The 25,444-nt window shown below is 71.3% G+C and carries 21 protein-coding genes; 10 read left to right on the top strand and 11 right to left on the bottom strand.

Translation table 11 applies throughout. The features are described 5' to 3' along the window. Window positions 1–27: 27 nt before the first annotated feature. Window positions 28–504 carry a DUF4439 domain-containing protein gene (locus tag ACIOGX_RS29085; protein ID WP_356511503.1) on the bottom strand — a complete coding sequence of 159 codons (477 nt, stop codon included), beginning with the start codon at window positions 502–504 and terminating at the stop codon, window positions 28–30. Beyond that, window positions 501–1,016: a hypothetical protein gene (locus ACIOGX_RS29080; RefSeq protein WP_401917617.1), complete on the bottom strand. Its 516-nt coding sequence runs from the start codon at window positions 1,014–1,016 to the stop codon at window positions 501–503. Before ACIOGX_RS29080 ends, ACIOGX_RS29085 begins: the two co-directional genes overlap by 4 nt. Window positions 1,017–1,203: 187 nt before the next feature. On the opposite strand from ACIOGX_RS29080, the gene rimP reads away from it, so the two are divergent. The 8 genes from rimP (at window position 1,204) to ACIOGX_RS29040 (ending at window position 9,530) form a co-directional block, all read left to right on the top strand. Further along, the gene (gene rimP, locus ACIOGX_RS29075; protein WP_401917615.1) at window positions 1,204–1,701 is read left to right on the top strand and encodes a ribosome maturation factor RimP; all 498 of its coding nucleotides are present in this window, start codon (window positions 1,204–1,206) and stop codon (window positions 1,699–1,701) included. A 2-nt stretch (window positions 1,702–1,703) separates the two neighbouring features. Beyond that, window positions 1,704–2,777 (top strand): transcription termination factor NusA, encoded by a 1,074-nt coding sequence (nusA, locus tag ACIOGX_RS29070; RefSeq protein WP_401761334.1) that lies wholly within the window; start codon window positions 1,704–1,706, stop codon window positions 2,775–2,777. Between the two features lie 157 nt (window positions 2,778–2,934). Next, window positions 2,935–3,225 carry a YlxR family protein gene (locus tag ACIOGX_RS29065; RefSeq protein ID WP_129772252.1) on the top strand — a complete coding sequence of 97 codons (291 nt, stop codon included), beginning with the start codon at window positions 2,935–2,937 and terminating at the stop codon, window positions 3,223–3,225. 149 nt (window positions 3,226–3,374) lie between these two features. After that, window positions 3,375–6,491: a translation initiation factor IF-2 gene (gene infB, locus ACIOGX_RS29060; protein ID WP_356511511.1), complete on the top strand. Its 3,117-nt coding sequence runs from the start codon at window positions 3,375–3,377 to the stop codon at window positions 6,489–6,491. 139 nt (window positions 6,492–6,630) lie between these two features. Continuing rightward, the gene (locus tag ACIOGX_RS29055; protein WP_129772140.1) at window positions 6,631–6,924 is read left to right on the top strand and encodes a DUF503 domain-containing protein; all 294 of its coding nucleotides are present in this window, start codon (window positions 6,631–6,633) and stop codon (window positions 6,922–6,924) included. A 40-nt stretch (window positions 6,925–6,964) separates the two neighbouring features. Continuing rightward, entirely contained in the window at window positions 6,965–7,423 is a 459-nt protein-coding gene (rbfA, locus tag ACIOGX_RS29050) for a 30S ribosome-binding factor RbfA (protein WP_129772139.1), read from the top strand. Then, on the top strand, window positions 7,420–8,319 hold the full coding sequence (truB, locus tag ACIOGX_RS29045; RefSeq protein WP_129772138.1) for a tRNA pseudouridine(55) synthase TruB: 900 nt from the start codon (window positions 7,420–7,422) through the stop codon (window positions 8,317–8,319). The genes rbfA and truB overlap by 4 nt, the downstream gene beginning before the upstream one ends. A gap of 260 nt (window positions 8,320–8,579) precedes the next feature. Continuing rightward, window positions 8,580–9,530 (top strand): bifunctional riboflavin kinase/FAD synthetase, encoded by a 951-nt coding sequence (locus ACIOGX_RS29040; protein WP_356511513.1) that lies wholly within the window; start codon window positions 8,580–8,582, stop codon window positions 9,528–9,530. Window positions 9,531–9,940: 410 nt separating this feature from the next. Here the strand turns inward: ACIOGX_RS29040 and ACIOGX_RS29035 are convergent, their stop codons facing one another. From ACIOGX_RS29035 to eccE, 9 genes are all read right to left on the bottom strand, one after another. Then, a complete protein-coding gene (locus ACIOGX_RS29035) occupies window positions 9,941–10,921 on the bottom strand; it encodes an oligopeptide/dipeptide ABC transporter ATP-binding protein (protein ID WP_401917611.1) in 981 nt (326 codons plus the stop codon). Between the two features lie 32 nt (window positions 10,922–10,953). Then, window positions 10,954–11,946, bottom strand: a complete 993-nt coding sequence (locus ACIOGX_RS29030) for an ABC transporter ATP-binding protein (RefSeq protein ID WP_356511517.1) — start codon at window positions 11,944–11,946, stop codon at window positions 10,954–10,956. After that, entirely contained in the window at window positions 11,943–12,887 is a 945-nt protein-coding gene (locus ACIOGX_RS29025; protein ID WP_401917608.1) for an ABC transporter permease, read from the bottom strand. Before ACIOGX_RS29025 ends, ACIOGX_RS29030 begins: the two co-directional genes overlap by 4 nt. Continuing rightward, window positions 12,884–13,957, bottom strand: coding sequence for an ABC transporter permease (locus ACIOGX_RS29020; RefSeq protein WP_356511521.1), 1,074 nt, complete (start codon window positions 13,955–13,957; stop codon window positions 12,884–12,886). Before ACIOGX_RS29020 ends, ACIOGX_RS29025 begins: the two co-directional genes overlap by 4 nt. A 3-nt stretch (window positions 13,958–13,960) precedes the next feature. Next, on the bottom strand, window positions 13,961–15,865 hold the full coding sequence (locus ACIOGX_RS29015; protein WP_401917606.1) for an ABC transporter substrate-binding protein: 1,905 nt from the start codon (window positions 15,863–15,865) through the stop codon (window positions 13,961–13,963). 196 nt (window positions 15,866–16,061) lie between these two features. Next, complete coding sequence (locus ACIOGX_RS29010) at window positions 16,062–19,238, bottom strand: SCO5717 family growth-regulating ATPase (protein ID WP_401917604.1); 3,177 nt, start codon at window positions 19,236–19,238, stop codon at window positions 16,062–16,064. Between the two features lie 598 nt (window positions 19,239–19,836). Beyond that, window positions 19,837–20,070 (bottom strand): DUF397 domain-containing protein, encoded by a 234-nt coding sequence (locus ACIOGX_RS29005; RefSeq protein ID WP_030351665.1) that lies wholly within the window; start codon window positions 20,068–20,070, stop codon window positions 19,837–19,839. A 181-nt stretch (window positions 20,071–20,251) separates the two neighbouring features. Next, complete coding sequence (locus ACIOGX_RS29000; protein ID WP_356511527.1) at window positions 20,252–20,971, bottom strand: hypothetical protein; 720 nt, start codon at window positions 20,969–20,971, stop codon at window positions 20,252–20,254. Beyond that, window positions 20,968–22,314: a type VII secretion protein EccE gene (gene eccE / locus ACIOGX_RS28995; protein ID WP_356511529.1), complete on the bottom strand. Its 1,347-nt coding sequence runs from the start codon at window positions 22,312–22,314 to the stop codon at window positions 20,968–20,970. The genes ACIOGX_RS29000 and eccE overlap by 4 nt, the downstream gene beginning before the upstream one ends. Window positions 22,315–22,497: 183 nt before the next feature. Between eccE and eccB the strand changes: the two genes are divergently transcribed. Further along, entirely contained in the window at window positions 22,498–24,027 is a 1,530-nt protein-coding gene (gene eccB / locus ACIOGX_RS28990) for a type VII secretion protein EccB (protein ID WP_401917601.1), read from the top strand. Between the two features lie 8 nt (window positions 24,028–24,035). Then, window positions 24,036–25,364: a type VII secretion-associated serine protease mycosin gene (mycP, locus tag ACIOGX_RS28985; protein ID WP_401917599.1), complete on the top strand. Its 1,329-nt coding sequence runs from the start codon at window positions 24,036–24,038 to the stop codon at window positions 25,362–25,364. Window positions 25,365–25,444 lie beyond the last annotated feature (80 nt).

Here is a 25,444-nt window from a genome sequence, read left to right as displayed (position 1 = left end):
CGTTGTTCCCTTTCCGAGCTCACGGGCTCACGCCCGCTCGGCGAGCCCAGGAAAGGCTACGCCGGTCCCGCGCCAGCGCACCGCGCGCACGGCGGCCTCGCGCAGCGCGCCCGCCGCCTCCCGCCGCAGGGGACCCTCCGAGGCCCGTACGAGATCGGAGTAGACACCCGCGACGCGGTCCTCCAGATGGGCGGCCAGCCGTACGGCGGCGGCGGAGTCCGGTACGGGGAAGGGCAGGGCGTACGCGGGAGCGGCGGCGGCGGGCGTGCCGCCCAGGTCCCGTACGGTCCGCGCCAGCGCATCGCGCCGGGCCCGGTGCGCCGCGTGCGCGCTGGTGGCCTCGCTCCGGCGCGCGCCGCCGACGCGACCGCCGACGACCCCGTACCCGTACACCGCGGCGTGCTCCGCGGCGAGTGCGGCCTGCGCGGCGTCCAGCGCACCGTCGTGCGCTCCGGTCGCCGTTCCCGTCGTCCACGCCCTCCACGTCGTCCGCGCCGTGCTCATGACCGGGATCCTTCCGTCAGCAGAAAGGCGTGGGCGGCGTTCGCCGCCGCGAGAGAGGCCAGCAACCGGGCCAGTTCCGGGGGCGCTTCCATGAGCGTCGCGGTGTGCGCGTCGCTGGTGCGGCGCTCGGTCGCGGCCAGCGCCCTGAGGGCCGCCGCCGGTTCCGCCGGGACGCCGGGCGAGCCGGGCGCCGGGGCCGCGGCCGTGACGGGCGCGGACGGGGCGGCGGACGGCGACGCGGCCGGGCTCGCGGACCCGGACGATTCCGGGGCCAGCGCCGCCAACTGCCGTACGACCGCGGCCCGTAGCGGGGCCAGCCGCTCGCGCTGCCCGGGGTGCCGCTTCAGCACGGCGTCGTACTGCCCCAGCAACTCCCGGTGGGTGCCTGCCGCGCGCACCCGCAGCGCGCGCTCGATCTCGGCCGCCCGCGCGATTCCCGCCGGACTGTCCGCGGCCGGCGAGTCCTGGGAACAGCCGGTCAGCAGACCGGCCGTCGTGGCGCCCGCGGCCATCAGAGCGTGTCTCCGTGTCGTCCCCGTGCGCCCCACGCGTCTCTCCTCGGGCCTCGCGATGATCACCGCAGGCGAGCGTACCCGCGGGTCACCCCCAGGTGGACGGCAACACCCCTTGGGACCGGATACCCTTTGAACTGACACGCGACGATCCCACAACAGCACACGCGGCCGAGGAGTCACCCGGATGAGCACCACCCAGAGCGAAAGGCTGCGCGGACTGCTGGAACCGCTCGTCAGCGCGAAGGACCTGGATCTGGAAGAGATCGAGGTGTCCCGGGCGGGCAGGCGTCGTGTGCTGAGAGTCGTGGTGGATTCCGACGAGGGCGTGGACCTCGACGAGTGCGCCGAACTGAGCCGCTCCATCTCCGACAAGCTCGACGAGACGGACGCGATGGGCGAGGACGAGTACCAGCTCGAAGTGACCTCCCCCGGGGCGGAGCGCCCGCTGACCGAACACCGCCACTACGTACGCGCCGTGGGCCGGCTGGCCCGGTTCCAGCTGCACGAGAACGGCGAGCTGGTGGCACGCATCCTCACCGTCGACGACGAGGGACTCGACCTCGAAGTCCCGGGCGTGAAGGGGCGCAAGCCCACCGCCCGCCGGATCGCGTTCGCGGGGATCGACAAGGCGCGCGTGGAGATCGAGTTCAGCCGCAAGGACAAGAAGGAAGAGGAGGCGTAGCCGTGGACATCGATGTGAAGCTCCTGAGGGGCTTGGCACAAGAGAAGGAGATTCCCTTCGACCTGCTGGTCGAGGCGATCGAATCGGCCCTCCTCATCGCCTACCACCGCACCGAGGGCAGCCACCGGCGCGCCCGGGTCGTGCTGAGCCGGGACACCGGCCATGTCACGGTCTGGGCCAAGGAGGACCCGGCCGATCTGGAGGAGGGGCAGGAGCCCAAGGAGTTCGACGACACCCCGTCGGACTTCGGCCGGATCGCCGCGACCACCGCCCGCCAGGTCATCCAGCAGCGGCTGCGGGACGCCGAGAACGACGTCACCTTCGGCGAGTACGCGCGCCGGGAGGGCGATATCGTCGCCGGTCTCGTCCAGCAGGGCAAGGACCCGAAGAACGTCCTGGTCAAGCTGGACGACAAGCTAGAGGCCATCCTTCCGGTGCAGGAACAGGTGCCGGGCGAGGAGTACACCCACGGTCTCCGGCTGCGTACGTACGTGGTGAGGGTGGCCAGGGGGGTGCGCGGGCCGTCGGTGACGCTGTCGCGTACCCACCCCAATCTGGTGAAGAAGCTCTTCGCGCTGGAGGTCCCGGAGATCGCGGACGGCTCCGTCGAGATCACGGCGATCGCCCGCGAGGCCGGCCACCGCACCAAGATCGCCGTACGGTCGACACGTTCCGGTCTCAATGCCAAGGGCGCCTGCATCGGCCCGATGGGCGCGCGTGTGCGCAATGTCATGGCCGAGCTGCTGGGCGAGAAGATCGACATCGTCGACTGGTCGGACGACCCGGCCGAGATGGTGGCGAACGCGCTGTCGCCCGCCCGGGTCACCAAGGTCGAGGTCGTCGATCTGGGTGCCCGCTCCGCGCGGGTGACCGTGCCCGACTACCAGCTCTCGCTGGCGATCGGCAAGGAAGGGCAGAACGCCCGGCTCGCCGCCCGGCTGACCGGCTGGCGCATCGACATCCGGCCGGACACGGAGCTCGCGGAGGACGACCGGGACCGCGGCGACGACCGCGACCGGGGCGACGACCGGGACCGTGGGCGGGACGACCGGGACCGCGGGCGCGACCGCGGCTGAATATCCGCTCCGACGATCAGGGAATGACCGGCGGTGGCGGGCCTGTCGCGCTCAGCCGCGACCCGGCCCCGCCGGACATCGACACGATCTTTCGGGCGGCGGGCGTTCGAACCTTGCCCCAAAGGGGTGACGTCGGCGCGGGGAGGTAGACTTGAAGGTGTCTGGCCGGACGATCGACCGTGCATGCCCTGAGCGCACCTGCGTGGGCTGCCGGGAGCGAGCGGCCAAGAACGATCTGTTGCGCATCGTGGTGACCGGAGAACAATGTGTTCCCGATCAACGCGGTACGCTGCCCGGCCGGGGTGCGTATGTGCACCCCGCCTTGATCTGTCTCGATCTGGCGGTCCGCCGCCGGGCGTTCCCCCGGGCCTTCCGGGTCCAGGGACCGCTCGACAGCGCGGAGCTGCGCCGTGTGGTCGAGGCGATCACAGTGCAGGCAGCACTGTAGGAAGAAGTACGGCACGGAGCCCCGTGCGGTTCAGGTACCTCGCGAGTTGGAAGTAGGTCGAGATTGCGATGAGCACTCGATGAGTACGCGATGAGTACGCCCATGAAGTAGCGACGGTCCGGCGGTAACCCGGACCTAAAAGGAGCGAAGTGGCTAAGGTCCGGGTATACGAACTCGCCAAGGAGTTCGGCGTGGAGAGCAAGGTCGTCATGGCCAAGCTCCAAGAACTCGGTGAATTCGTCCGTTCGGCGTCGTCGACGATCGAGGCGCCGGTTGTACGCAAATTGACTGACGCTTTGCAGGGGCCCGGCGGCAACGCCGGCAAGTCCGCTGCCAAGCCCGGGGCGCCCCGCAAGGCGACCCCCGCCAGGCCCGCCGCGCCCTCCCCGGCGCAGGCGGCACGTCCCGCTGCCCCCAAGCCCGGTGTCCCGGCCCCCAAGCCGGCCGCCGCCGAGGCCCCCAGGAGCACCCCCTCCGCCGCGCCGACGCCCGGCCCGCGCCCGGCTCCGGCCCCGCGGCCCGCGGCCGCCGCGCCGAAGCCGGCGCCCGCCGCACCGGCGGCCCCGGAGTTCACCGCGCCCCCGTCGGCCCCGGCCGCCGGTCCCCGGCCCGGTGCCACCCCCGGCCCGCGTCCGTCCAACCGCCCCACGGGCGGCCAGGGCGACCAGCGCCAGGGTGAGCGGCAGAACGATCAGCGCCAGGGCGACCAGCGCCAGGGCGGTCGCTCCGGCGGCGCGCGTCCCGGCCAGGCCCCGCGTCCCGGTGCCCGCCCCGCGGGCCCGCGTCCGGGCAACAACCCCTTCACCTCGGGCGGCTCCACCGGAATGGCGCGCCCGCAGGCGCCCCGTCCCGGTGGCGCCCCGCGTCCCGGCGGCCCCGGTGCCCCCGGTGGTCCGCGCCCGCAGGGCTCCGGTCAGGGCGGTCCCCGTCCGCAGGCCGGTCCCGGTGGACAGACCGGACGTCCCACCCCCGGCGGTATGCCGCGTCCGCAGGCGCCCCGCGCCGCGGGTCCCGGCGGTGGCCCCGGTGGTAACCGTCCGAACCCGGGCATGATGCCGCAGCGTCCCGCTGCCGGCCCGCGTCCCGGTGGTGGCCCCGGCGGTGGCCGTGGTCCCGGTGGCGGCGGTCGTCCCGGCGGTGCCGGTGGCGGCGGCGGTCGTCCCGGTGGCGGCGGCTTCGCCGGCCGTCCCGGTGGCGGCGGCGGTGGCGGTTTCGCCGGTCGCCCGGGTGGCGGCGGCGGTGGCGGCGCTCCGGGTCGTCCCGGTGGCGGCGGCTTCGGTGGCGGCGGTGGCCGTCCCGGCTTCGGCGGACGTCCGGGTGGTCCCGGCGGCCGTGGTGGCACACAGGGTGCGTTCGGCCGTCCCGGCGGGCCCGCCCGTCGTGGCCGTAAGTCGAAGCGGCAGAGGCGCCAGGAGTACGAGGCCATGCAGGCCCCGTCGGTAGGCGGCGTGATGCTGCCGCGTGGCCAGGGCCAGACGGTCCGGCTGTCGCGTGGTGCGTCGCTCACCGACTTCGCGGAGAAGATCAACGCCAACCCGGCGTCGCTCGTCGCCGTGATGATGAACCTCGGCGAGATGGTCACCGCCACGCAGTCCGTCTCCGACGAGACCCTCCAGGTCCTCGCCGGCGAGATGAACTACGTCGTCGAGATCGTCAGCCCCGAGGAGGAGGACCGCGAGCTGCTCGAGTCCTTCGACATCGAGTTCGGCGAGGACGAGGGCGGCGAGGAAGCCCTCGTGTCCCGTCCGCCGGTCGTGACCGTCATGGGTCACGTCGACCACGGTAAGACCAGGCTGCTGGACGCGATCCGCAAGACGAACGTCGTCGCGGGCGAGGCCGGCGGTATCACGCAGCACATCGGTGCGTACCAGGTCGCCACGGACGTCAACGGTGAAGAGCGCAAGATCACCTTCATCGACACCCCGGGTCACGAGGCGTTCACCGCCATGCGTGCCCGTGGTGCCAAGTCCACCGACATCGCGATCCTGGTGGTCGCGGCCAACGACGGTGTGATGCCCCAGACGATCGAGGCGCTGAACCACGCCAAGGCGGCCGACGTGCCGATCGTGGTCGCGGTCAACAAGATCGACGTCGAGGGCGCCGACCCGACCAAGGTGCGCGGTCAGCTCACCGAGTTCGGTCTGGTGGCCGAGGAGTACGGCGGCGACACCATGTTCGTCGACATCTCCGCCAAGCAGGGCCTGCACATCGACAGCCTGCTGGAGGCCGTGGTCCTCACCGCGGACGCCTCGCTCGACCTCCGGGCCAACCCGGAACAGGACGCGCAGGGTATCGCCATCGAGGCCCACCTCGACCGCGGTCGCGGCGCCGTCGCCACCGTGCTCGTCCAGCGCGGCACGCTGCGCGTCGGTGACACGATGGTCGCCGGTGACGCGTACGGCCGTGTCCGGGCGATGCTCGACGACAACGGCAACAACGTCGAGGAAGCGGCGCCGTCGACGCCGGTCCTGGTCCTGGGTCTCACCAACGTCCCCGGCGCCGGCGACAACTTCCTCGTGGTCGACGAGGACCGCACCGCCCGGCAGATCGCCGAGAAGCGTGCCGCTCGCGAGCGGAACGCGGCCTTCGCCCGCAGGGGCGTCCGGTTCTCCCTGGAGAACCTGGACGAGGCCCTCAAGGCCGGTCTGGTGCAGGAACTCAACCTCATCATCAAGGGCGACGCGTCCGGTTCGGTGGAGGCTCTCGAGTCCTCGCTGCTCCAGCTCGACGTCGGCGACGAGGTCGACATCCGCGTCCTGCACCGCGGTGTGGGTGCGGTCACCGAGTCGGACATCGACCTGGCCATGGGCTCCGACGCCATCGTGATCGGCTTCAACGTGCGCGCCGCGGGGCGTGCCGCGCAGATGGCCGAGCGCGAGGGTGTGGACGTCCGGTACTACTCGGTCATCTACCAGGCGATCGAGGAGATCGAGTCCGCCCTCAAGGGCATGCTCAAGCCGGAGTACGAAGAGGTCGAGCTCGGTACGGCGGAGATCCGCGAGGTCTTCCGCTCGTCCAAGCTGGGCAACATCGCGGGTGTTCTCATCCGCTCCGGCGAGGTCAAGCGGAACACCAAGGCCCGGCTCGTCCGCGATGGCAAGGTCATCGCGGAGGACCTCAACATCCAGGGTCTGCGCCGCTTCAAGGACGACGTCACCGAGATCCGCGAAGGCTTCGAGGGCGGTATCAACCTCGGAAACTTCAACGACATCAAGATCGACGACGTCATCGCGACGTACGAGATGCGCGAGAAGCCGCGCGGCTGACACGCGACAACCGGTCCGGGGCCGGTCGACGGGACGCATATTCCGTCGATCGGCCCCGGCCGTTCCGTGTACGGTTCTTGTGCCCCTGCCAAGCGCTGGCAGGGCATCTGAACCCGTACCGGCGGGGATCCGGAAACGCATGTATGTGGGGACGCTGTCCTTCGATCTGCTCCTCGGCGACGTACGGTCGTTGAAGGAGAAACGCTCCGTCGTCCGGCCCATCGTCGCCGAGCTCCAGCGGAAATTCGCGGTGAGCGCGGCGGAGACCGGCGGTCAGGACCTCCATCGCAGGGCCGAGATCGGTCTCGCGGTGGTGTCCGGTGACTGGGCGCACCTCACGGATGTGCTGGACCGGTGCGAGCGCATGGTCGCCGGCCACCCCGAGGTGGAGCTGCTGTCGGTACGACGGCGGCTGCACGGCGATGAAGACTGACCAGTACACAAGGAAACCCAGAAGGAAGAGTGACGGACCGGTGACCGACAACGCGCGGGCCCGCAAGCTGGCCGATCGCATCCAGGTCGTGGTCGCGGAGACCCTGGACCGCCGTATCAAGGACCCGCGACTGGGGTTCGTGACCATCACGGACGCCCGCGTCACCGGCGACCTGCGGGAGGCCACGGTCTTCTACACGGTCTACGGCGACGACGAGGAGCGCGCGGCCTCCGCGGCGGCCCTGGAGAGCGCCAAGGGCGTCCTCCGCTCCGAGGTGGGCCGTCAGACCGGCGTCCGCTTCACCCCGACGCTGGCGTTCGTGCCCGACGCCCTGCCGGACAACGCCCGCACCATCGAGGACCTCCTCGACAAGGCGCGCGCCAAGGACGCGGAGGTACGGCAGGTGTCGACCGGCAAGACCTACGCGGCCGGGGCCGACCCGTACCGCAAGGACGACGAGGACGACACCGACGACACGGACGGCGCCGCCGCGGAATGACTCAGCAGAACACCACGCCCGACGGGCTTGTCATCGTGGACAAGCCGTCGGGCTTCACTTCGCACGACGTCGTCGCCAAGATGCGCGGGATCGCCAGAACCCGCCGCGTCGGCCACGCCGGCACCCTCGACCCCATGGCGACGGGCGTCCTCGTCCTCGGCGTGGAGCGGGCCACGAAGCTCCTCGGGCACCTCGCGCTGACCGAGAAGGAGTACCTCGGCACGATCCGGCTGGGACAGGACACCGTCACCGACGACGCGGAGGGGGAGATCACCTCCTCGACCGACGCCTCCGCCGTGAAGCGCGAGGCCATCGACGCCGGGATCGCGGCGCTGACCGGCGCCCTCATGCAGGTGCCCTCCAAGGTCAGCGCCATCAAGATCGACGGCAAGCGGTCGTACGCGCGCGTGCGCGGCGGCGAGGAGTTCGAGATCCCGGCCCGCCCGGTGACCGTCTCCTCGTTCCGGCTCTACGACGTCCGCGAGGCGGTCGCGGAGGACGGCACCCCGGTCCTCGACCTGGTCGTCTCCGTCGTCTGCTCCTCCGGTACGTACATCCGCGCCCTCGCCCGTGACCTCGGCGCCGGCCTCGGGGTCGGCGGGCATCTCACCGCGCTGCGCAGGACCCGGGTGGGCCCCTACGCGCTCGACGCGGCGAAGACGCTCGACCAGCTCCAGCAGGAGCTGACCGTCATGCCGGTCGCCGAAGCAGCCGCCGCGGCGTTCGCGCGCTGGGACGTGGACGAGAGGCGGGCCAAGCTGCTGATCAACGGCGTACGGCTGGACATGCCCTCGTACGCCACGGCCCCGGTCGCCGCGTTCGACCCCGAGGGGCGCTTCGTGGCGCTGGTCGAGGAGCAGAACGGCAAGGCCAAGAGCCTCGCGGTCTTCGGCTGAGCACTCCACCGTGGGGCGGACGGGCACGCCTGTCCGCCCCACGGTCCCCCTCCCAGAGGGATCTGTCCGCCCCGCACCCGCCACTCACCCCACGGGCCGGGCGCTCGGAGCGCACCACCGGTGCACGGGGGCGTGTTCGGCCCGCGGCAGGCCGCACCGGGTTCTCCGGTGCCGGTGAGGGCCATGGGCGCCGGGCATGGCAGTCTTAGAGCTGCGTAATCGGCAATGAAGTACACAGTTTCGGGCGAGGAGCGGTCACAGTGCAGCGCTGGCGTGGCTTGGAGGACATCCCCCAGGACTGGGGGCGCGGCGTCGTCACCATCGGCTCCTACGACGGGGTGCACCGCGGTCACCAGCTGATCATCGGACGGGCCGTGGAACGGGCGCGCGAGCTGGGGGTGCAGTCGGTCGTCGTCACCTTCGACCCGCACCCCAGCGAGGTCGTACGCCCCGGCAGCCACCCGCCCCTGCTCGCGCCCCACCACCGGCGCGCCGAGCTGATGGCGGACCTGGGGGTGGACGCGCTGCTGATCCTCCCCTTCACTCTCGAGTTCTCCAAGCTGTCGCCCGCCGACTTCATCGTGAAGGTCCTGGTCGACAAGTTGCACGCCCGCGCGGTCATCGAGGGCCCGAACTTCCGCTTCGGCCACAAGGCCGCCGGCAACGTCGCCGTCCTCGCCGACCTGGGCGTGACCTACGACTACGAGGTCGAGGTCGTCGACCTCTATGTGACCGGCGAGGCGGGCGGCGGCGAGCCCTTCTCCTCCACCCTCACCCGCCGACTGGTCGCCGAGGGCGATGTCGCCGGCGCGGCGGAGATCCTCGGCCGGCCGCACCGGGTGGAGGGCGTGGTCGTACGCGGCGCGCAGCGCGGCCGTGAACTCGGCTTCCCGACGGCGAACGTGGAAACCCTGCCGCACACCGCGATCCCGGCGGACGGGGTGTACGCGGGATGGCTCACGGCGGACGGGGAACGGATGCCGGCGGCGATCTCGGTGGGCACGAACCCGCAGTTCGAGGGCACGGAGCGGACCGTCGAGGCGTATGCGATCGACCGGGTGGGGCTGGATCTGTACGGGCTGCACGTGACCGTGGACTTCTTGTCGTATGTGCGGGGGCAGCGGAAGTTCGAGTCGATCGAGGCGCTGCTGGACGCGATGGGGGAGGACGTGAAGAGGTCGAGGGCGCTGATCGAGGCGGCCGACGCGTAGCGCCTTCCGGCGGGGGGCGTGGGTGCGGTCGTCTTTGGCTGGGGCCGGTTTCCGGGTGCGGGTGCGGGTGCGGTGCGTTTCGGCGGGTGCCGGTGGTTGTGTGCGGGCTGTTGCCGGGGTGCGCTCCGGGGCTCGCGTCCGGGACTGCATGCTGTGCTTTTCCGGGGGACACCCCCGGACCCCCGTACGGCGCGACTCTGGCCAGTCGTTGGTTCGGGCGTTCGTGCGCCACACATCACGCTCTACGTCCCGGACACGACCCCTGCGCGCCCCCCTTCACCGCCCGTCACCGACAGGCCCGGCCGTGCGCCGGGGCAGAGTCGCGTCGTACGGGGGACATGTACCTCCGGAGCCTCCGGAGCCCCCGGGCCCCGTACAGCCGTACGAGACAGCAACCAAGAACCCGCGACCTACCCCCCCGCTCCCACCCAATGGCACGCCACCTGCGTCGTCGCGCCGCCCGTCAGTACCGGCAACGTCGCCGTCCTGCATCTCTCCGCCACCCCCGCCCTCTCCGCCTCCCCCGACGCCAGTACCTGGCACCGTGCGTGGAAGCGGCAGCCCGCCGGGATGCGGGACGGGTCCGGGGGTTCGCCCGTGAGGATGACCGGGGCGCCGTCCGATTCCGGGAGGACGGACAACAGGGCTCGCGTGTAGGGGTGCTGAGGGTTCGTCAGTACGTCCTCGACCGGGCCCGTCTCCACGATCCGGCCCAGGTACATCACCGCCACCCGGTCCGCGATGTTCCACGCGAGGCCCAGGTCGTGCGTCACGACCAGCGCGGAGAGGCCGAGTTCATCACGCAGCGACAGCAGGAGCGCCAGGATCTCGCCGCGTACGGACGCGTCCAGGGACGCCACCGGTTCGTCCGCGACGATCAGTTCGGGCTTCAGGACCAGCGCGCCCGCGATGACGACGCGTTGGCGCTGGCCGCCGGACAGCTCGTGCGGGTAGCGGAGGAAGAAGCGCTCGGGCGGGCGCAGGCCGGCGCGGGAGAGCGCCTCGGCGACGGCTTCGCGTTCGTCGCCCCGGTAGCCGTGGATCCGCAGGCCCTCGGCCACCGCGTCGTACACCGTATGGCGCGGGTTGAGGGAGCCGCTCGGGTCCTGGAGCACGAGCTGGACCCGCTTGCGGTACGCCTTGAGGGTGCGGGAGCCGTACCCCAGCGGTTCCCCGGCGAAGCTGACCCCGCCGCCCGTGGGCGGCACCAGACCGAGCAGGGTCCGCGCCAGCGTGGTCTTGCCGCAGCCGGACTCGCCGACGAGCGCGACGATCTCGCCCGCGCCGATGTCGAGGTCGACCCCGTCGACGGCGCGGGCGGGCGGCGCGCCGCGCCGGCCGGGGAAGGTGACGTTCAGCCCGGTGGCCGAGAGCAGGGGGGCGGCGGGCATGGGTGGCTCCTGAGGGGTGGTCGCGGGCGCCGTCATGGACGTACCTCCGCGGGTGCGGTCGAGCCCACCCGTACGCAGGCCGCGCGGCGGTCCTGGCCCGCGTCCCGCAGCTCCTGGTCGTCGGTCGCGCAGGAGTCCAGGGCGACCGGGCAGCGCGGATGGAACGTACAGCCGGACGGCAGCGCCGACGGGTCCGGCGGGTCGCCGGGCAGTCCGCGCGGTGCGCGCCGTGACGCCAGGTCCCCGATACGGGGGAAGGCGGCGGAGAGCGCCCGGCCGTACGGATGCTCGGCGGCGTCGTACACCGTGCGCGCCGGGCCCTCCTCGACGATCCGGCCCGCGTACATCACGGCGAGCCGGTCGCAGGTGTCCGAGAGGACCGCCAGGTCGTGGCTGATCATCAGCAGGCTGATGCCCTGGTCCGCGACGAGCTGTTCGATCAGGCGCAGGATCTGCGCCTGGATCATCACATCGAGGGCGGTGGTCGGCTCGTCCGCGACGATCAGCCGCGGATCGCAGGCCAGCGCCATCGCGATCATCACGCGCTGACGCTGGCCGCCGGAGAGTTCGTGCGGATAGGCGTCCGCGCGGGCGGCCGGCAGCCCGACCTGTTCCAGCAGTTCGCCGGCGCGCGAGCGGGCCGCGGCGGGGGTGGCGCGGCGGTGCAGCAGCACCGGTTCGGCGATCTGGTCCCCGATCCGGTGCACCGCGTTGAGCGAGTGCATCGCGCCCTGGAAGACGATGGACGCGCCCGCCCACCGCACGGCGCGCAGCCGGCCCCACTTCATGGTGAGGACGTCCTCGCCGTCGAGCAGGATCTCCCCGGACAGCCGCGCGGTGGCGGGCAGCAGCCGGAGCAGCGCCAGCGCGAGGGTGGACTTGCCGCACCCCGACTCACCGGCGATGCCCAGCTTGCGGCCGGATTCGACGGTGAGGTCGACGCCCCGTACGGCGGGCACCGCGGAGGGACCGGACCCGTACGTCACATGGAGATCCTTGATCTCCAGCAGTGTCGTGTCGGTCAACGGGACACCCCCAGCTTCGGGTTGAGCACGGCCTCGATCGCCCGGCCGCAGAGTGTGAAGGTGAGCGCGACGCACGCGATCGCGATACCGGGCGGTGCCAGGTACCACCAGTGCCCCGAGGAGACCGCGCCCGCCTCGCGCGCGTCCTGGAGCATGCCGCCCCAGGAGATGATCAGGGGATCGCCGAGGCCGAGGAAGGCGAGTGTCGCCTCGGTCAGGATGGCGTTGGAGATACCGAGGGTGGTCTGGGCGAGCACCAGCGGCATCACGTTGGGCAGCACGTGGCGCGTCATGATGTGGCCGTGGCCGCCGCCGAGGGCGCGGGCGCGCTCGATGTACGGACGGGACTCGACGGCGATGGTCTGGGCCCGTACCAGTCGCGCCGTCGTCGGCCAGCTGGTGACGCCGATCGCCAGGATCACCGTCCAGATGGACCGTGACATGACCGTCGCGAGGACGATCGCCAGTACGAGCGTCGGCATCACCAGGAACCAGTCGGTGATCCGCATGACCACCGTCGCGAACCAGCCGCCGTAGTGCCCGGCGAGGACCCCGACGAGGGTGCCGATGGCCACCGACAGCGCGGCGGCCAGCAGCCCCACGGTCAGCGAGATCCGGGCGCCCCAGATCAGCAGGCCGAGCAGCGAGCGCCCGAACTGGTCCGTACCGAGCGGGAATTCACCGCTCGGTTTCTCCAGGGCCGTACCGGGCGCGTTGGTCACGCTCTGCACCTCGTCGCCGACGAGCAGCGGCGCGAGGAGGGCGATCAGGGCGATGAACGCGAGCCCGGCGAGCCCGAGGAGTCCGGCGCGGTGTGTCCGGTACTCCTTCCAGAAGCGGGTCACCGAGCCGCGCCGGCGGGCCCAGGCGAGTGAGGAGGCCGAAGGCGACGAGGGGCCCGCGGGTGCCGTGGAGGCCGGCGGGGTCTTCTCCAGGGTCATCGGCCCACCCGGGGATCGAGGAGCGGATAGAGCAGGTCGGCGAGGAGGTTCATCAGGATCATCGCCCCGGCGAAGACGACGAACAGCCCCTGGACGAGAGGCAGATCGGGCACGCTCAGCGCCTGGTAGAACAGTCCGCCGAGTCCGGGCCAGGAGAAGACCGTCTCGACGAGGATCGAACCGGCCGCCACATGGCCCAGGTTGATGAAGACCATGGTGACGGTGGGCAGCAGGGCGTTCGGCACCGCGTGGCGGCGTCGTACGAGATCGTCCCGCAGGCCCTTGGCCCGTGCCGTCGTCAGATAGTCGCCGCCCATCTCGTCCAGCAGCGACGAGCGCATGACGAGCAGCGTCTGCGCGTATCCGACCGCGACCAGCGTGGCCACCGGCAGCACCATGTGGTGCGCCACGTCGAGGACGTAACCGAAACCGGACGAGTCGCCCGACTCCATACCGCCGGTGGGGAACATGCCGGGGACCGGGCCGATGCCCACCGAGAAGACGATGATCAGCAGCAGTCCGAGCCAGAAGGACGGGACGGACCAGAGCGTCAGCGCCACACCGGTGTTGAGGCGGTCGCTCAGGCCGCCGTTGCGCCAGGCGGAGCGCGTGCCGAGCCAGAGGCCGAGCGCCGAGTAGATCACCACGGCGACGCCCGTGAGCAGCAGTGTCGCGGGCAGTTTCGCGGCGATCAGCTCACCGACCGGTGTGTGGAACTGGTACGAGGTACCGAGATCGCCGGTCAGCGCCCGGCCGCAGTAGTCGGTGAACTGCTGCCACAGCGGCAGGTCCAGCCCGAACTGCTTGCGCAGCGTGGCCAGTTGCTCGGCGGAGGTCGGTACGCCATGGGTCATGGCCTTGACCGGGTCGCCGGGGATGATCCGGAAGAGGAAGAAGCTGGTGACGAGGACGGCGAGCAGCGAGACGACGGCGCCGCCCAGCTTGCCCGCCACATAGAGCGGATACGCGGTCCTGGTGCCCGAGGTGGTGGGGGCGGAGCCGGACGGCCCGGTCTTCACCGGGCCGTCGACGGCGTCCCGCACCACACCCGGGGTGCTTGCGGTGCTCATCGGTTATTCACGGTCTTCCGCGGTGGAACGGCGACGCATCGCGACGAAGAGACCGAGGGCGGCGACGACCACGACAGCGGCCCCGATCCCGATCACCACACCGGTCGAGGAAGAGCTGCCGGAACCGCCGCCGTCATCGGCCGGCACCGCGGACCACCAACTCCAGTAGCCGTCCTGGCCCCAGAGATTGCCGGCGGCCTCCGGCATCGTCGTGATCGACTTGATCTGGTCGGTACGGTACGCCTCGACCGCGTTCGGATAGGCCATGACATTCATATACCCGGTGTCGTACAGCCGCGATTCCATCTGCTTGACCAGTTCCGCGCGCTTGGCGGGGTCGTACTCCGCCGACTGCTCGGCGTACAGGTCGTCGTACCGCTTGTCGCAGATGAAGTTGTCCGTGGCGCCGCTGTCCTTGGGCGTGGCGGGGAGCGCACCGCACGTGTGAATGGAGAGGACGTAGTCGGGATCGGGATTGACCGACCAGCCGTCGAACGCCAGGTCGTAATCGCCCGCGAGCCAGGGGTCGGAGACATTGTCCAGACACTCGACCTTCAGCCCGATACCGAGCTGTCCCCACCACTCCTGGAGGTATTTGCCGATGGCCTTGTCGTTCGGGTCCGTCGCGTGGCAGAGGATCCGGAAGTCGAGCGGCTTGCCGTCCTTGCCGACGCGCTTGCCCGCGGCGTTCTTCGGGTAGCCGGCCGTGTCCAGCGTCCTGGCCGCCTCGGCGGGGTCGTACGCGATCGTCTGGCCGGCCGAGGGCTCCCAGAAGTACGTGTCGAACCGCGGCGGGATATAGCCCTTGCCCTCGACGGCGTGGCCCTGGAAGACCTTGTCGATGATGGTCTTGCGGTCGACGGCCTGGAACAGCGCCTTGCGGACCGCCGGGTCCAGCAGCGCGGCGTGCCCGTTGCCGAACTTCTCGCCGTCCTTCGAGCGGGCGCCGGGGTTGGTGGCGAGCGCGTAGAAACGGCGCCCGGGAGCGTCGTTGACCTTGATGTTGTCGGCGTTCTTCAGCGCGGCGGCCTGAGCGGGGGTGAGACCCGCGGTGAAGGACACCTCCCCCTTCTGGAGCGCCGCCACGGCCGCGTCCCCGTCCTTGTAGTACTTCAGGACCAGCTCGTCGAACTTGGGCGCACCGCGCCAGAAGTCCTTGTTGGGCTTGAGCTTGATGTACTGGTCGACCTTGAAGTCCGTGATGATGAACGGCCCGTTGCCGACGATCGGGAACCGCTCGTTGTTGTTGAACGTGGAGAAGTCGCCGACCTTCTCCCAGATGTGCTTGGGCACGATCGGCACATCGAGCGCGGTCATGGTGGCCTGAGGCTTGTTCAGCTCGACGACCAGCGTCTCCGGGTCGGGCGCGGTGACCTTCTTGAAGTTGGCGGTGAAGCTGCCGTTGGCGGTGGCCGCGTTCTCGTCGGTCATCATCGTGTTGAACGTCCACGCGGCGTCCTCGGCCGTCGCCCGCACGCCGTCCGACCACTTCGAGTCCTTGCGGATGGTGAAGGTCCACGTCAGCTTGTCCGCGGAGGGCTTCCAGGCGGTGGCGAAGCCGGGGACCGTGTGCGCGTCCTTGGGGTCGTAGTTGGTCAGGTACTCGTAGGTCAGCCGGTGGATGCTGGTACTGACCAATGACTGGGCCAGGAACGGGCTGAGGGAGTCGACGCTCTGGCTGACCGCGACGGTGAGGACCTTCTTGCCGTCGGCGGCCTGGGCCTGCTGGGGCGCGGGGAGCAGCGGGTTGAGGGGGATCACGCTCCCGGCCACGAGCGCGGCGGAGGCGGCACCGGAGGCCAGGAGGAGACGGAGACGGGGGCGTTGCCGGACGGGCTGCCGGGCGGGCCGCCGACCGGGTTGCCGGCCGGACTGCCGGGGCGTGCGCGGGAAGACTCTTTCGACCATGGACGGTGACCTCGTGTTATCACTCGCACGGAGAAGCCGGGTTGCTGCTGATTCGCCAACTGGTGAAGCGAAGGTTTATCAGCGCCCGTCCGGCTGAGTCAACGGCCGCCCATACCCCGTGTGGTCTGCGGGAATGCGGCGAGGGGCCGTACCGTGAAGACGGTACGGCCCCTCATTGGTCTCTACCTCTGATGCCTTACTGCTGAGGCGCTGGCGGTGCTGGTGGGGGCTGCTGCTGCGACCAGCCGGCGGGCGGGACGGGCCCCTGCAAGTCCGGCCGGCCGGGCTGGTCCGGCTGATGGGGCTGACCGGGCTGGTGGGGGTGTCCGGGCTGCTGGCCGGCGGGAGAGGGATGCTGCTGCCAGCCCTGCTGACCACCGGGTCCCGGGGGCGGGCCCGCCTGCTGCTGGGGCGGGTAGGGGTACGGCTGTTGCTGGTGCGGATGGTGCTGCTGCTGCTGCGGCGGGTAGTGCTGGGGGTACTGCTGAGGCGCGTACGGCTGGCCCTGCACCGGCTGGCCGTACGGAGGCTGCCCCGGCATCGGCTGCTGGCCGAGACCCGGCATCGGCGGGACGAGGTGCGGCGGCGGCTGGCCGTCCGCCGTCCACAGCCCCTGCGCCTGCTGGGCCCGTACGAAGTCCTCCGCGACCATCGCGGAGAGATTGAAGTACGCCTCACGCGTCTTGGGCCGCATCATGTCCAGGTCCACTTCGGCCCCGGCGGCCAGATGCTCGTCGAAGGGCACCACGATCACCCCGCGGCAGCGGGTCTCGAAGTGCTGCACGATGTCATCGACCTTGATCATCTTGCCGGTCTCGCGGACCCCGGAGATCACCGTGAGAGAGCGCTGCACCAGGTCGGCGTAGCCGTGCGCGGACAGCCAGTCGAGCGTCGTCGACGCGCTGCTCGCGCCGTCGACGGACGGCGTCGAGATGATGATCAGCTGGTCGGCCAGGTCCAGCACTCCGCGCATCGCGCTGTAGAGCAGACCGGTACCCGAGTCCGTGAGGATGATCGGGTACTGCTTGCCCAGGACCTCGATCGCGCGCCGGTAGTCCTCGTCGTTGAACGCCGTGGAGACGGCCGGGTCCACGTCGTTGGCGATGATCTCCAGACCGGAGGACGCCTGTGAGGTGAACCTGCGGATGTCCATATAGCTGTGCAGATGCGGGATCGCCTGGACCAGGTCGCGGATGGTCGCGCCGGTCTCGCGCCGTACACGGCGGCCGAGCGTGCCGGCGTCCGGGTTGGCGTCGATCGCCAGGATCTTGTCCTGCCGCTCGGTGGCCAGGGTGGAGCCCAGTGCCGTGGTCGTCGTGGTCTTGCCGACACCGCCCTTGAGACTGATGACCGCGATCCGGTAGCAGGAGAGCACCGGTGTACGGATCAGTTCGAGCTTGCGCAGGCGCTCCGCCTCCGCGGCCTTCCCGCCGATCTTGAAGCGCGAACCGCCGGACGGATTGCGGCTGCTCCTGGCCTTCGGCTTGTTGTTCCGCAGCAGCCGGTCGGAGGAGAGCTCCACGGCGGCCGTATAGCCGAGCGGGGCGCCGGGCACGGACCGCTCGCGGTGGTCGTGCGAGACGGCGGAGGGCCAGGCGGCGCCGGTGCGGGGATCCACCGGAGACGCCCCGGGCGCGGACTGCTGATGCGGTTGCGGTTGCTGTTGCGGCTGGGCCTGAGGGGGCTGAGGGGTGTGCGGGCCCTGCTGGGCAGGGAGGTTCGGGGTGGCGGGTACGGGCAGATGAGACGCCTGCGGAGGCAGCGGCGCGGAACCGCCGGCGCCCGGCTGGCCAGGGTGCGCCTGCTGGCCGGGGAGTCCGGGCTGTCCCGGCTGTCCCGGCTGTCCGGGCTGTCCTTGTTGGGGGAATCCGTAGCCGCCCGGCGCTGCCTGCTGACTCTGCTGCGGGAAGCCGTAACCGCCTTGTGGGGCGGGCGCGTACGGGTTCGGCTGCCCCTGCTGGTGCGGGAATCCGTAACCCGGCGGCGGGACGGGGGCGTCGGGGCCGGGCACGGCGGGCGGCAACGCGGCCGGAGCGGGATGCCCGGACTGGCCGGGGTGTCCGGGCTGGCCGGGGTGCCCGGGGTGATCTTGCCAGCCGGGCTGCGCCTGGTGTCCTGGCTGTCCCGGCTGGGCCTGGTGTCCGGGCTGGGCCTGGTGGGGGAAGCCGTACCCGCTCTGCTGCGGCTGTCCGGGCCAGGCGTTCGGAGGCTGCGCGGGGCTCTGCGGCTGGGGCTCGGGCTGCGGCTGCGCGTGCGGCTGGGCCTGAGCCGGGGCGGGGGCCTGTACGGGCCACTGCGGCGCGGCCGTTGGAGCGGCGGGCTGGTACGCGGGCGGCAGCGGAGGCAGTCCGGGGTTCTGGGCCGCGGCCGACTGAGCGGCCCAGGGCTGGGCCGGCGCGGGGGCCGGGGGAGCGTCCTGGGGTTCGTCCGCAGGTGCGGGGGCCGGGGGAACGGCGTCCGTGACCGCGTCCACAACCGCCGGCGCGGGCGCGGGGTCGGCCGGTTCGTCGGCGTCGGCGGTCACGCCGCCGTCGCGCTCGTCGTCGTCCTCACGCTCCCGGGAACCGTCGGCCTCTCCCGTGGTCCCGGACACTGCCGGAGCCTCGGCCTCCGGGGCCGGGTCGGCCGCGGGCTCCGGTCCGTCCGGCGCCCCCGCTTCCTCCGTATCGTCGGTGACCACCGCGTGGGAGGGCGCGTGCGCGGACTCGGCATCGGGCGTGGCCTCGGGCTCACTCACGCGTACGGCCTCGGCGCTGTCCGGTCCCTCGGGAGCACCGGATTCCGGGCTCTCCGCGGCCGCGTTCCTCGCCGCCTCCTGCTCGGCGATCTCCCGCTTGAGAGACGCCGGGGAGAACCGCATGGTCGACCCGCTCTCGATGTCGCCGCCGCCGAACGGCTCCGACGCGGCGGGAGCGGGCTCCGAAGCCGAAGCCGAAGTCGAAGCCGAGGCCGAAATTGAGGCAACATCCGGTGCGGGTGCGGGTGCGGGTGCGGGTGCGGGTGCGGGCGCCGTAGCCGCCGTCGGGGCGGGCCCCGGAGCGGGCTCGGGCGGCGGCATCGGAACGGGCGTCTGCATCGGGGGCGCCGGCTGCTGTGCCGGTGTCCAGTGGGGTTCGAAGCCACTGCCCGAGGGCAGCCCCGGCACGGCGACGGGCGCACCGTCCGGCGGCGGGGGAGGGGTCGTGAACGACGCGGGCGGCGGCGTGCTCGCCGCGCCACCACCGGACGTATCCCCCGGTGTGTTCTGCGTGTACCAGGCCGGCGGGGTGTAGTCGATGGTGAACTCACCCGTCATCTCGGGCTCCACGTCGGACTGATCGTCCGCGGCAGGCCGGTTCCAGCCCCCGCGCGTCTCGTCCCGATCGCCCTTCACTTTGCCTCCTGATGTGGTCGAGCACCCTTGTGCCGTGGTGGGTGGGGGCGACCGAATCTGTACGTCCGGTCCGCCCGGCTCTTCCCCTTACGACGCGGTCGGCCTGTCCACAAGTTCAACGCTGCCGCGCCCACACCCACCCTAATCGCCAACGGCGCCGACACGTCAGGCCGGACCCGGTCCGTCAACGGCCGTCCGTACACCATGTACCGCCCTCGGCCTGCCCTCAAGTGAACAGTGCGGGGCGGAGAGTGAACGGGGCGAACGGTCAAATCCGTACATCCCTGTACGAGATCCTGGCGAAATCCACACCGGCCGGGTGCACCCGCTGCCCCCGGCCCGGTTCCGGCCCGTCCGGTCTGCGCTGCCCAACAATCCGGTCTCGGTGTCGAGCCCCGGGCCGTCGTGACACACGAATCCGAGACGACAATGCGGGACGGCAATGCGGGACGGCAATGCGGGACGGCAATGCGGGGCGAGAATCCGGTACGTGCGTCCGGCCGTACGCGTGAGGGGCGCGCTCCGTCCGAAGCGCGCCCCTGCCTGTACGTCCTGGCTGGCTGTATGTCCCGCCCGTGCGTCCTGTGTCCCGGTCGCCTCAGCGCAGATCGAACTCGCCGTCACGCGCGCCGAGTACGAACGCCCGCCACTCCGCTTCGGTGTAGCGCAGCACGGTGTCCGGGTCGATGGACGACCGCATCGCGACGGCCCCTTCGGGCAGGTAGGCGATCTCGACCCGCTCCTCGTCCGCGCTCGTGCCGGGGGCGCCGATCCACTCGACACCCGAGATGTCGAGGGCGTACAGCTCTTCCTTCTCCTGTGCGCTCCCCATCAGTCAAGCTTCCCTTCGGTAACGGCCGACGTCACTTCGGACATCTTAGGACAGCCCCCTCAAGCCGACAGGGCGCTCCGGTAAGTTCGACGCCTGTTCGCGCGGTCCGCACACGACGTGAAGATCCGGTGCCGAATCCGGACGCGAAATCCGGATTCGGGATGCGGATGCGGATGCGGAATCAGTCCATCCGGCGGGCGACGCCGAGCAGTCCGGTCTCGGCGTCCGTGGCGCCCGTCATCACCCAGTGGCGCTCACGTCCGGCGCACCAGAGCGTCACACCGTCCGCGAGCGTGGGCAGGGCCTCGCACTCGACCGTGGACAGCCCCAGGATCCTGCCGATCTGCTCCGCCTCCTGCGGTGACACCCGCTGGACGCCCACCAGCGTGGCGGCCCGCATCAACCGGGGCGCGACCGGGCTCAGATACGGCAGGAGGGTCAGCACCGACTGCCACGGCGAGGACACCACGCGCCCGCGCGGCGGTCGCATTCCGCAGTCCCGGACCACCACGACCGGGCTGCCCACCGTCGCACCCATCGGCGGGACGCGGCCCACCTCGTGGAGCGTGATGCAGTCCAGCCCCGCGCCCGCGGCCTGCGCCAGCCGGGTCCACGCCTGGGCGCGCCCGGTCTCGACCGCCACCCGCGCGCCCGTGCCCGCCGCGCGCAGCGCCAGGACCTGAGCCGTCCACAACCCGCCGATCAGCAGCACGTCGTACGGTGTCGAACGGTGGAACCCCACCAGCTGGGGGCGTCCCTCGGCGTCGTCACCGATCACCACCCCGTCGTCCCCGACGGGCAGCGACAGCGCGCCCAGATCCTCAACGGCGAGCGTGTGTCCCGCGTGGCGGGGGCCGCGCAGCCCCCGCAGCCCGCGCGCGGTCCCGCTTCCGGCGGTCATCGCGCTCCTCCCAGGGGCAGCGTCGCCAGTACGCCGGGCAGCTGCTCGCGGTCCAGCCGTACGAGACCGACCTTCGCCGCCCGCGCCGCCTGCTCCAACGACCGTCGCACCCGCACCAGTCCGGTGTCGGTGCCGCCCGTGATCCGCACATGACCCGACATGGTCATCGAGCCCCGGTGCGAGCCCGGCCGCAGGGTGAGGCTGAAGGTCGTCGCGTACGCCGGCGCCGCCGTGAGCAGCGCGGCCAGCTTCGGCAGCGGGGTCGCGGCTCGTCCCAACTCGGGCCAGCGGGCCACCGCGTAGGTGGTGTGCCAGCGGTTGTCGCACCGCCACACGCGCGGCGTCTCGGCCGTACGCCGACGGGGCGCGGTCTCCGGCCGTCCCGCGCGGGCGGACAGCGCCGGACTCGCGCACGCCGATGTCGCCATGGTGGAGTTCAGCTCGTCCTGGTCCAGCACCACGGCCCGGAAACCCGCGCCGGTGATACGGCTCGCCACATGGTCCGCCGTCCGCACCAGACAGCGCTGGGCGCCCTCGATGCCGCCGCCACGTGCCTCGACGGCCTCCCGGCACAGCTCCGGGTCCAGCTTCACCGCCACCCAGGTGAGCCGCAGCGCGGGCGCTCCGGTCCGCTCCTGGAGCGGGGCGTACGAGAGCCGGGCCACCGACTGCTCGGGAAGATGCGGCGCGGGCGCTGCCCGCACCTGCTGTACCAACTGCACCGACTCCAGCGCGATGTCGTCGACCTCGAGGGCATCGCCGAGGAGGGACAGCGGGAGCGACCGTGCCCCGAACACCGGGCGCAGCGCGTCGCTGCTCGCCTCGACCCGTACCACCGCCGTCAGGAACGAGCCGTCACCGAGCATGCCGACCGTGCGACGGTCCCGGTCGACGTACGTGAAGGGCCGGAATCCCGGCACGCTCTCCACGACCGGGACCAGCGACGGGTCGACTTCCCAGGCGCACGGCTCCGCGGCCCGTCTGCGGGAATGGAGGGCGAGGGCGGTGGACACCCAGTCCTGTATCGCGTGACCGCGGCGGCGTATCACGGCGACCAGTACCAGCACGGCGGCGACGACGAGCGTGGGCACCAGCCAGAGCCCGCCGAGCGCCCCACCGATCAGGGCCAGCGCGACCGCCGCCTCGACCAGCACCAGTTGACGCAGCTGGAAGGGACCGACCCGGCTGGTGCGCGACAGGGCGCGCGGAGTGGTGGCCGCGGGGACGGCCGACGGAGGCGTCACCGGCCGTGCGTTGCTGCGTTGCCGTCGGGAATTGCTCCGGGACTGGTCAGGGGGTTGCCCGGTGGTCCGCCCATTGCGCTCGCGCGTCGCCGTACCCATCGCCGCGTTGCCCCCTCGTGTCCGTAATTACCAAATTTCCTACGGGCGTTGACCGGCCGATCACCCTACCTGAGCAGTGCGACGGAAGCGCCAGCATGCATAGTAGGGGGCTGGTACGACAGCAGGCCCGCTCGGCGAGTGTGGGAGCCTGGTCGCCCTGTGGGGGAGAGGGACAGCGGACAGATGGCATCACGACGGGACGAACTCAACGCATACACCTTCGCGAAGCGAAGGCTGATCGCGCAGTTCGTACAGCCCAGCCCGACCGGCTCGGAGGAGGGCGCGCCGCGACCGCTTCGCGCGGTGGTGCCCGGCGCGATCGTCGGTGTGGTGGTTCTCGCGGTGTTCGGCGCCTGGGGGATGTTCAAGCCGGTGGCGCCCAAGGACTGGAACAAGCCCGAAGAGAACGTCATCATCGCCAGCAAGTCCACCACGCGTTATGTGGTGCTCAGGACCGGCGACAGGACCCAGCTCCACCCCGTTCTGAACATGTCCTCCGCCAAACTCCTCCTCGCCCCGGACAAGGGCAAGGTCATCAACGTCGACGAGTCGGTGCTCGACAACGGCAAGATCCCGCACGGCGCCACGCTCGGCATCCCCTATGCCCCCGACCGGCTGCCCGACGCGAAGGAGGCCGGGGCCACGAAGCGCTGGGCGGTCTGCGAGCGGCCGGGCGAGGGCGGCAGGGCGATCCAGAAGGCGTCCTTCGTCTTCGCCGAACGGGAGCAGAAGAAGACCGAGGGCGCGAACCAGTTGCGAGGCGGTCAGCTGCTGTACGTGGAGGATGCGGCGACGAGGACCCGTTACGTCGTCGACGCCGAGGGCAAGGCGTACGAGGTGGAGAAGGACAGCCTGCTGGTGAGCCAGCTGGTGGGCACGGGCACCAAGCCGCAGCGGGTGTCCACCGGCTGGCTGGACACCCTGCACAAGGGGGACCGGATCACCTTCCCGGAGATCGACGGAATCCCTGGTTCCGACGCTGGCGCCCCCGGCGAACTGGATGCCGAGGCCGACAAGGTGGGCACGGTCCTCACCGCCACCGACGGCACGAGGAACCAGCACTACCTGGTCCTGGAGGGCCGGGTCGCCCCTGTCTCGGACTTCACCGCGAAGCTGCTGCTCAACAGCAAGGACCTGATCGACGTCGGCCAGGCGGGAAAGGCCAGGCCGGTCAGCCGGGCCGCGATTCAGCCGGGCGAGGCGTTCGGGCAGGACCGGGACTGGCCCGAGAACGCTCCGGAGTCCGTCAACTCGGCGAGCACCGGCGAGGACAGCCGTAACACGGTGTGCAATGTGCTGCACGAGGTGGACGAGGACAACGGCACCACCACGCTGAGCACGTGGGCGGGCACCGACTTCCCCGCGACGCTGCCGACCGGGTCGAGCAGTGGCTATGTCACCCCGGGATCCGGCCAGCTCTTCCGCCAGTTCAAGGGCTCGACGACGAAATCGGGCTTCGTCTTCCTGGTCACCGACACCGGACTGCGCTACGCGATGCAGTCGAACGGAGACAGCGCGGCGGACGACTCCGGTATCGGCTCGTCCGGTTCGGCGGAGCAGAAGCAGGCGGCGCAGCAGGAAGCCCAGCAGGCGCAGAACCGGCTCGGCTACAAGGCCGTCGATCCGGCGCCGATCCCCGCCGCGTGGTCGGCGTTCCTGCCGACCGGGCCGCGACTGTCGACGGCGGACGCCCGCCAGCCGCAGGGCTCGTGAGGGTGACCATGCCACACACTCACACGCACACCCAGGCGTGCCGGCGCCTCTTCGCGGTCTCGGCCGCCACGGCGGTCGCGCTGATCGGCCTGCCCGTGTCGCCCGCCGCCGCGGACTCCGACCAGTGCACCTACCCCGGGAAGAAGTACGAGGGCAGGCCCTGGTCGCTCCAGCGCGTTCAGCTCGACGAGTTGTGGGCCCAGTCCCAGGGCAAGGGGGTGCGGGTCGCGGTCATCGACACGGGCGTCGACATCAAGAACCGGCAACTCAGGGCCGCCGTGGACACCAAGAGCGGCAAGAACATGATGGACCGGGACCTCAAGGACGACAACGGCAACAAGCTTGAGCGCGGCAAGGAGGACGGCACCACGGACACGGTGGGGCACGGCACCAAGGTCGCCGGCATCATCGCGGCCCGCCCCATGGCGGGCACCGGTTTCGTCGGTCTCGCGCCCGAGGCGACGATCATCCCGATCCAGCAGAACGACGCCGAGGGGAACGGCACTGCCAAGACCCTTGCCGACGCGATCAACTACGCCGTCGCCGAGGACGCCGACGTCATCAACATCTCCCAGGACACGGCCAACGCGGTAAGGCCCACACTCCTGCTGGAGCAGGCGGTGAACAACGCGCTCGACAAGGAGGTGGTGGTCGTCGCCTCGGCGGGCAACGACGGTCTGGGCGGCAACGTCAAGGAGACCTACCCGGCTTCGTACGACGGTGTCCTGGCCGTGGCCTCCTCCGACCGCAACAACGAACGCGCGGCCTTCTCCCAGTCCGGCGAGTTCGTGGGCGTGGCGGCGCCCGGCGTCGACATGATCTCCACGGTCCCGGGCGGCGGCCACTGCGCCGACAACGGCACCAGCTTCTCCGCCCCGTATGTCGCGGGCGTCGCGGCTCTCATCAAGAGCAAGCACGAGGACTGGACGCGGCAGCAGATCATCGCGCAGATCCAGCAGACCGCCGAACGATCGACAGCCGGTCATGACAGGCTGGTGGGCTGGGGAGTCGTCGACCCGGTACGGGCCCTGACGGAGGACGACAAGCCCATCGAGGAACCGGTCGCCCACGAGGGCCTCGACAAGGCGGAAGCGCCTACTCCGGCCCAACTCCACCTGGGAGAAACGGCGGAGGAGCGCAACGCCCGTCTGGCGACCTATGTGGTCGTGGGCGGCGGTGTCCTGGTCGCCGCGATCGCGGGCGGCGCGGTGGCGCTCCGCGACGCGCGGCGGCGAACGCGCCGGGTGAGCGGGGCGAGTGGGTCGAGTGGTTCGAGCGGGTCTAGTGGTTCGGTCGGTTCGAGCGGAGCGGGTGCGACGGGTGAGGTGCGCGGCTAGCGGATCGTCAACCGGCCGTGAATATGCGCGAAAGAGTTGTGAGGGGATTGCGACCGGGTAGGACCAAAGGTTCGTCGTAG

This window comes from Streptomyces sp. NPDC088147 (genome assembly GCF_044741565.1).
Taxonomy (GTDB): Bacteria; Actinomycetota; Actinomycetes; order Streptomycetales; family Streptomycetaceae; genus Streptomyces.
The sequence above is the reverse complement of the archived record's forward strand: the minus strand, read 5'-3'. Positions and strand labels throughout refer to the sequence as shown.

What these genes read in the sequence shown, in the direction of transcription:
- ACIOGX_RS29085 (WP_356511503.1), bottom strand. Translation starts at nt 504, where the DNA reads ATGAGCACGGCGCGGACGACGTGGAGGGCGTGGACGACGGGAACGGCG.
- ACIOGX_RS29080 (WP_401917617.1), bottom strand. Translation starts at nt 1,016, where the DNA reads ATGGCCGCGGGCGCCACGACGGCCGGTCTGCTGACCGGCTGTTCCCAG.
- rimP (WP_401917615.1), top strand. Translation starts at nt 1,204, where the DNA reads ATGAGCACCACCCAGAGCGAAAGGCTGCGCGGACTGCTGGAACCGCTC.
- ACIOGX_RS29055 (WP_129772140.1), top strand. Translation starts at nt 6,631, where the DNA reads ATGTATGTGGGGACGCTGTCCTTCGATCTGCTCCTCGGCGACGTACGG.
- truB (WP_129772138.1), top strand. Translation starts at nt 7,420, where the DNA reads ATGACTCAGCAGAACACCACGCCCGACGGGCTTGTCATCGTGGACAAG.
- ACIOGX_RS29035 (WP_401917611.1), bottom strand. Translation starts at nt 10,921, where the DNA reads ATGCCCGCCGCCCCCCTGCTCTCGGCCACCGGGCTGAACGTCACCTTC.
- ACIOGX_RS29025 (WP_401917608.1), bottom strand. Translation starts at nt 12,887, where the DNA reads ATGACCCTGGAGAAGACCCCGCCGGCCTCCACGGCACCCGCGGGCCCC.
- ACIOGX_RS29020 (WP_356511521.1), bottom strand. Translation starts at nt 13,957, where the DNA reads ATGAGCACCGCAAGCACCCCGGGTGTGGTGCGGGACGCCGTCGACGGC.
- ACIOGX_RS29015 (WP_401917606.1), bottom strand. Translation starts at nt 15,865, where the DNA reads ATGGTCGAAAGAGTCTTCCCGCGCACGCCCCGGCAGTCCGGCCGGCAA.
- ACIOGX_RS29005 (WP_030351665.1), bottom strand. Translation starts at nt 20,070, where the DNA reads ATGGGGAGCGCACAGGAGAAGGAAGAGCTGTACGCCCTCGACATCTCG.
- ACIOGX_RS29000 (WP_356511527.1), bottom strand. Translation starts at nt 20,971, where the DNA reads ATGACCGCCGGAAGCGGGACCGCGCGCGGGCTGCGGGGGCTGCGCGGC.
- eccE (WP_356511529.1), bottom strand. Translation starts at nt 22,314, where the DNA reads ATGGGTACGGCGACGCGCGAGCGCAATGGGCGGACCACCGGGCAACCC.
- eccB (WP_401917601.1), top strand. Translation starts at nt 22,498, where the DNA reads ATGGCATCACGACGGGACGAACTCAACGCATACACCTTCGCGAAGCGA.
- mycP (WP_401917599.1), top strand. Translation starts at nt 24,036, where the DNA reads ATGCCACACACTCACACGCACACCCAGGCGTGCCGGCGCCTCTTCGCG.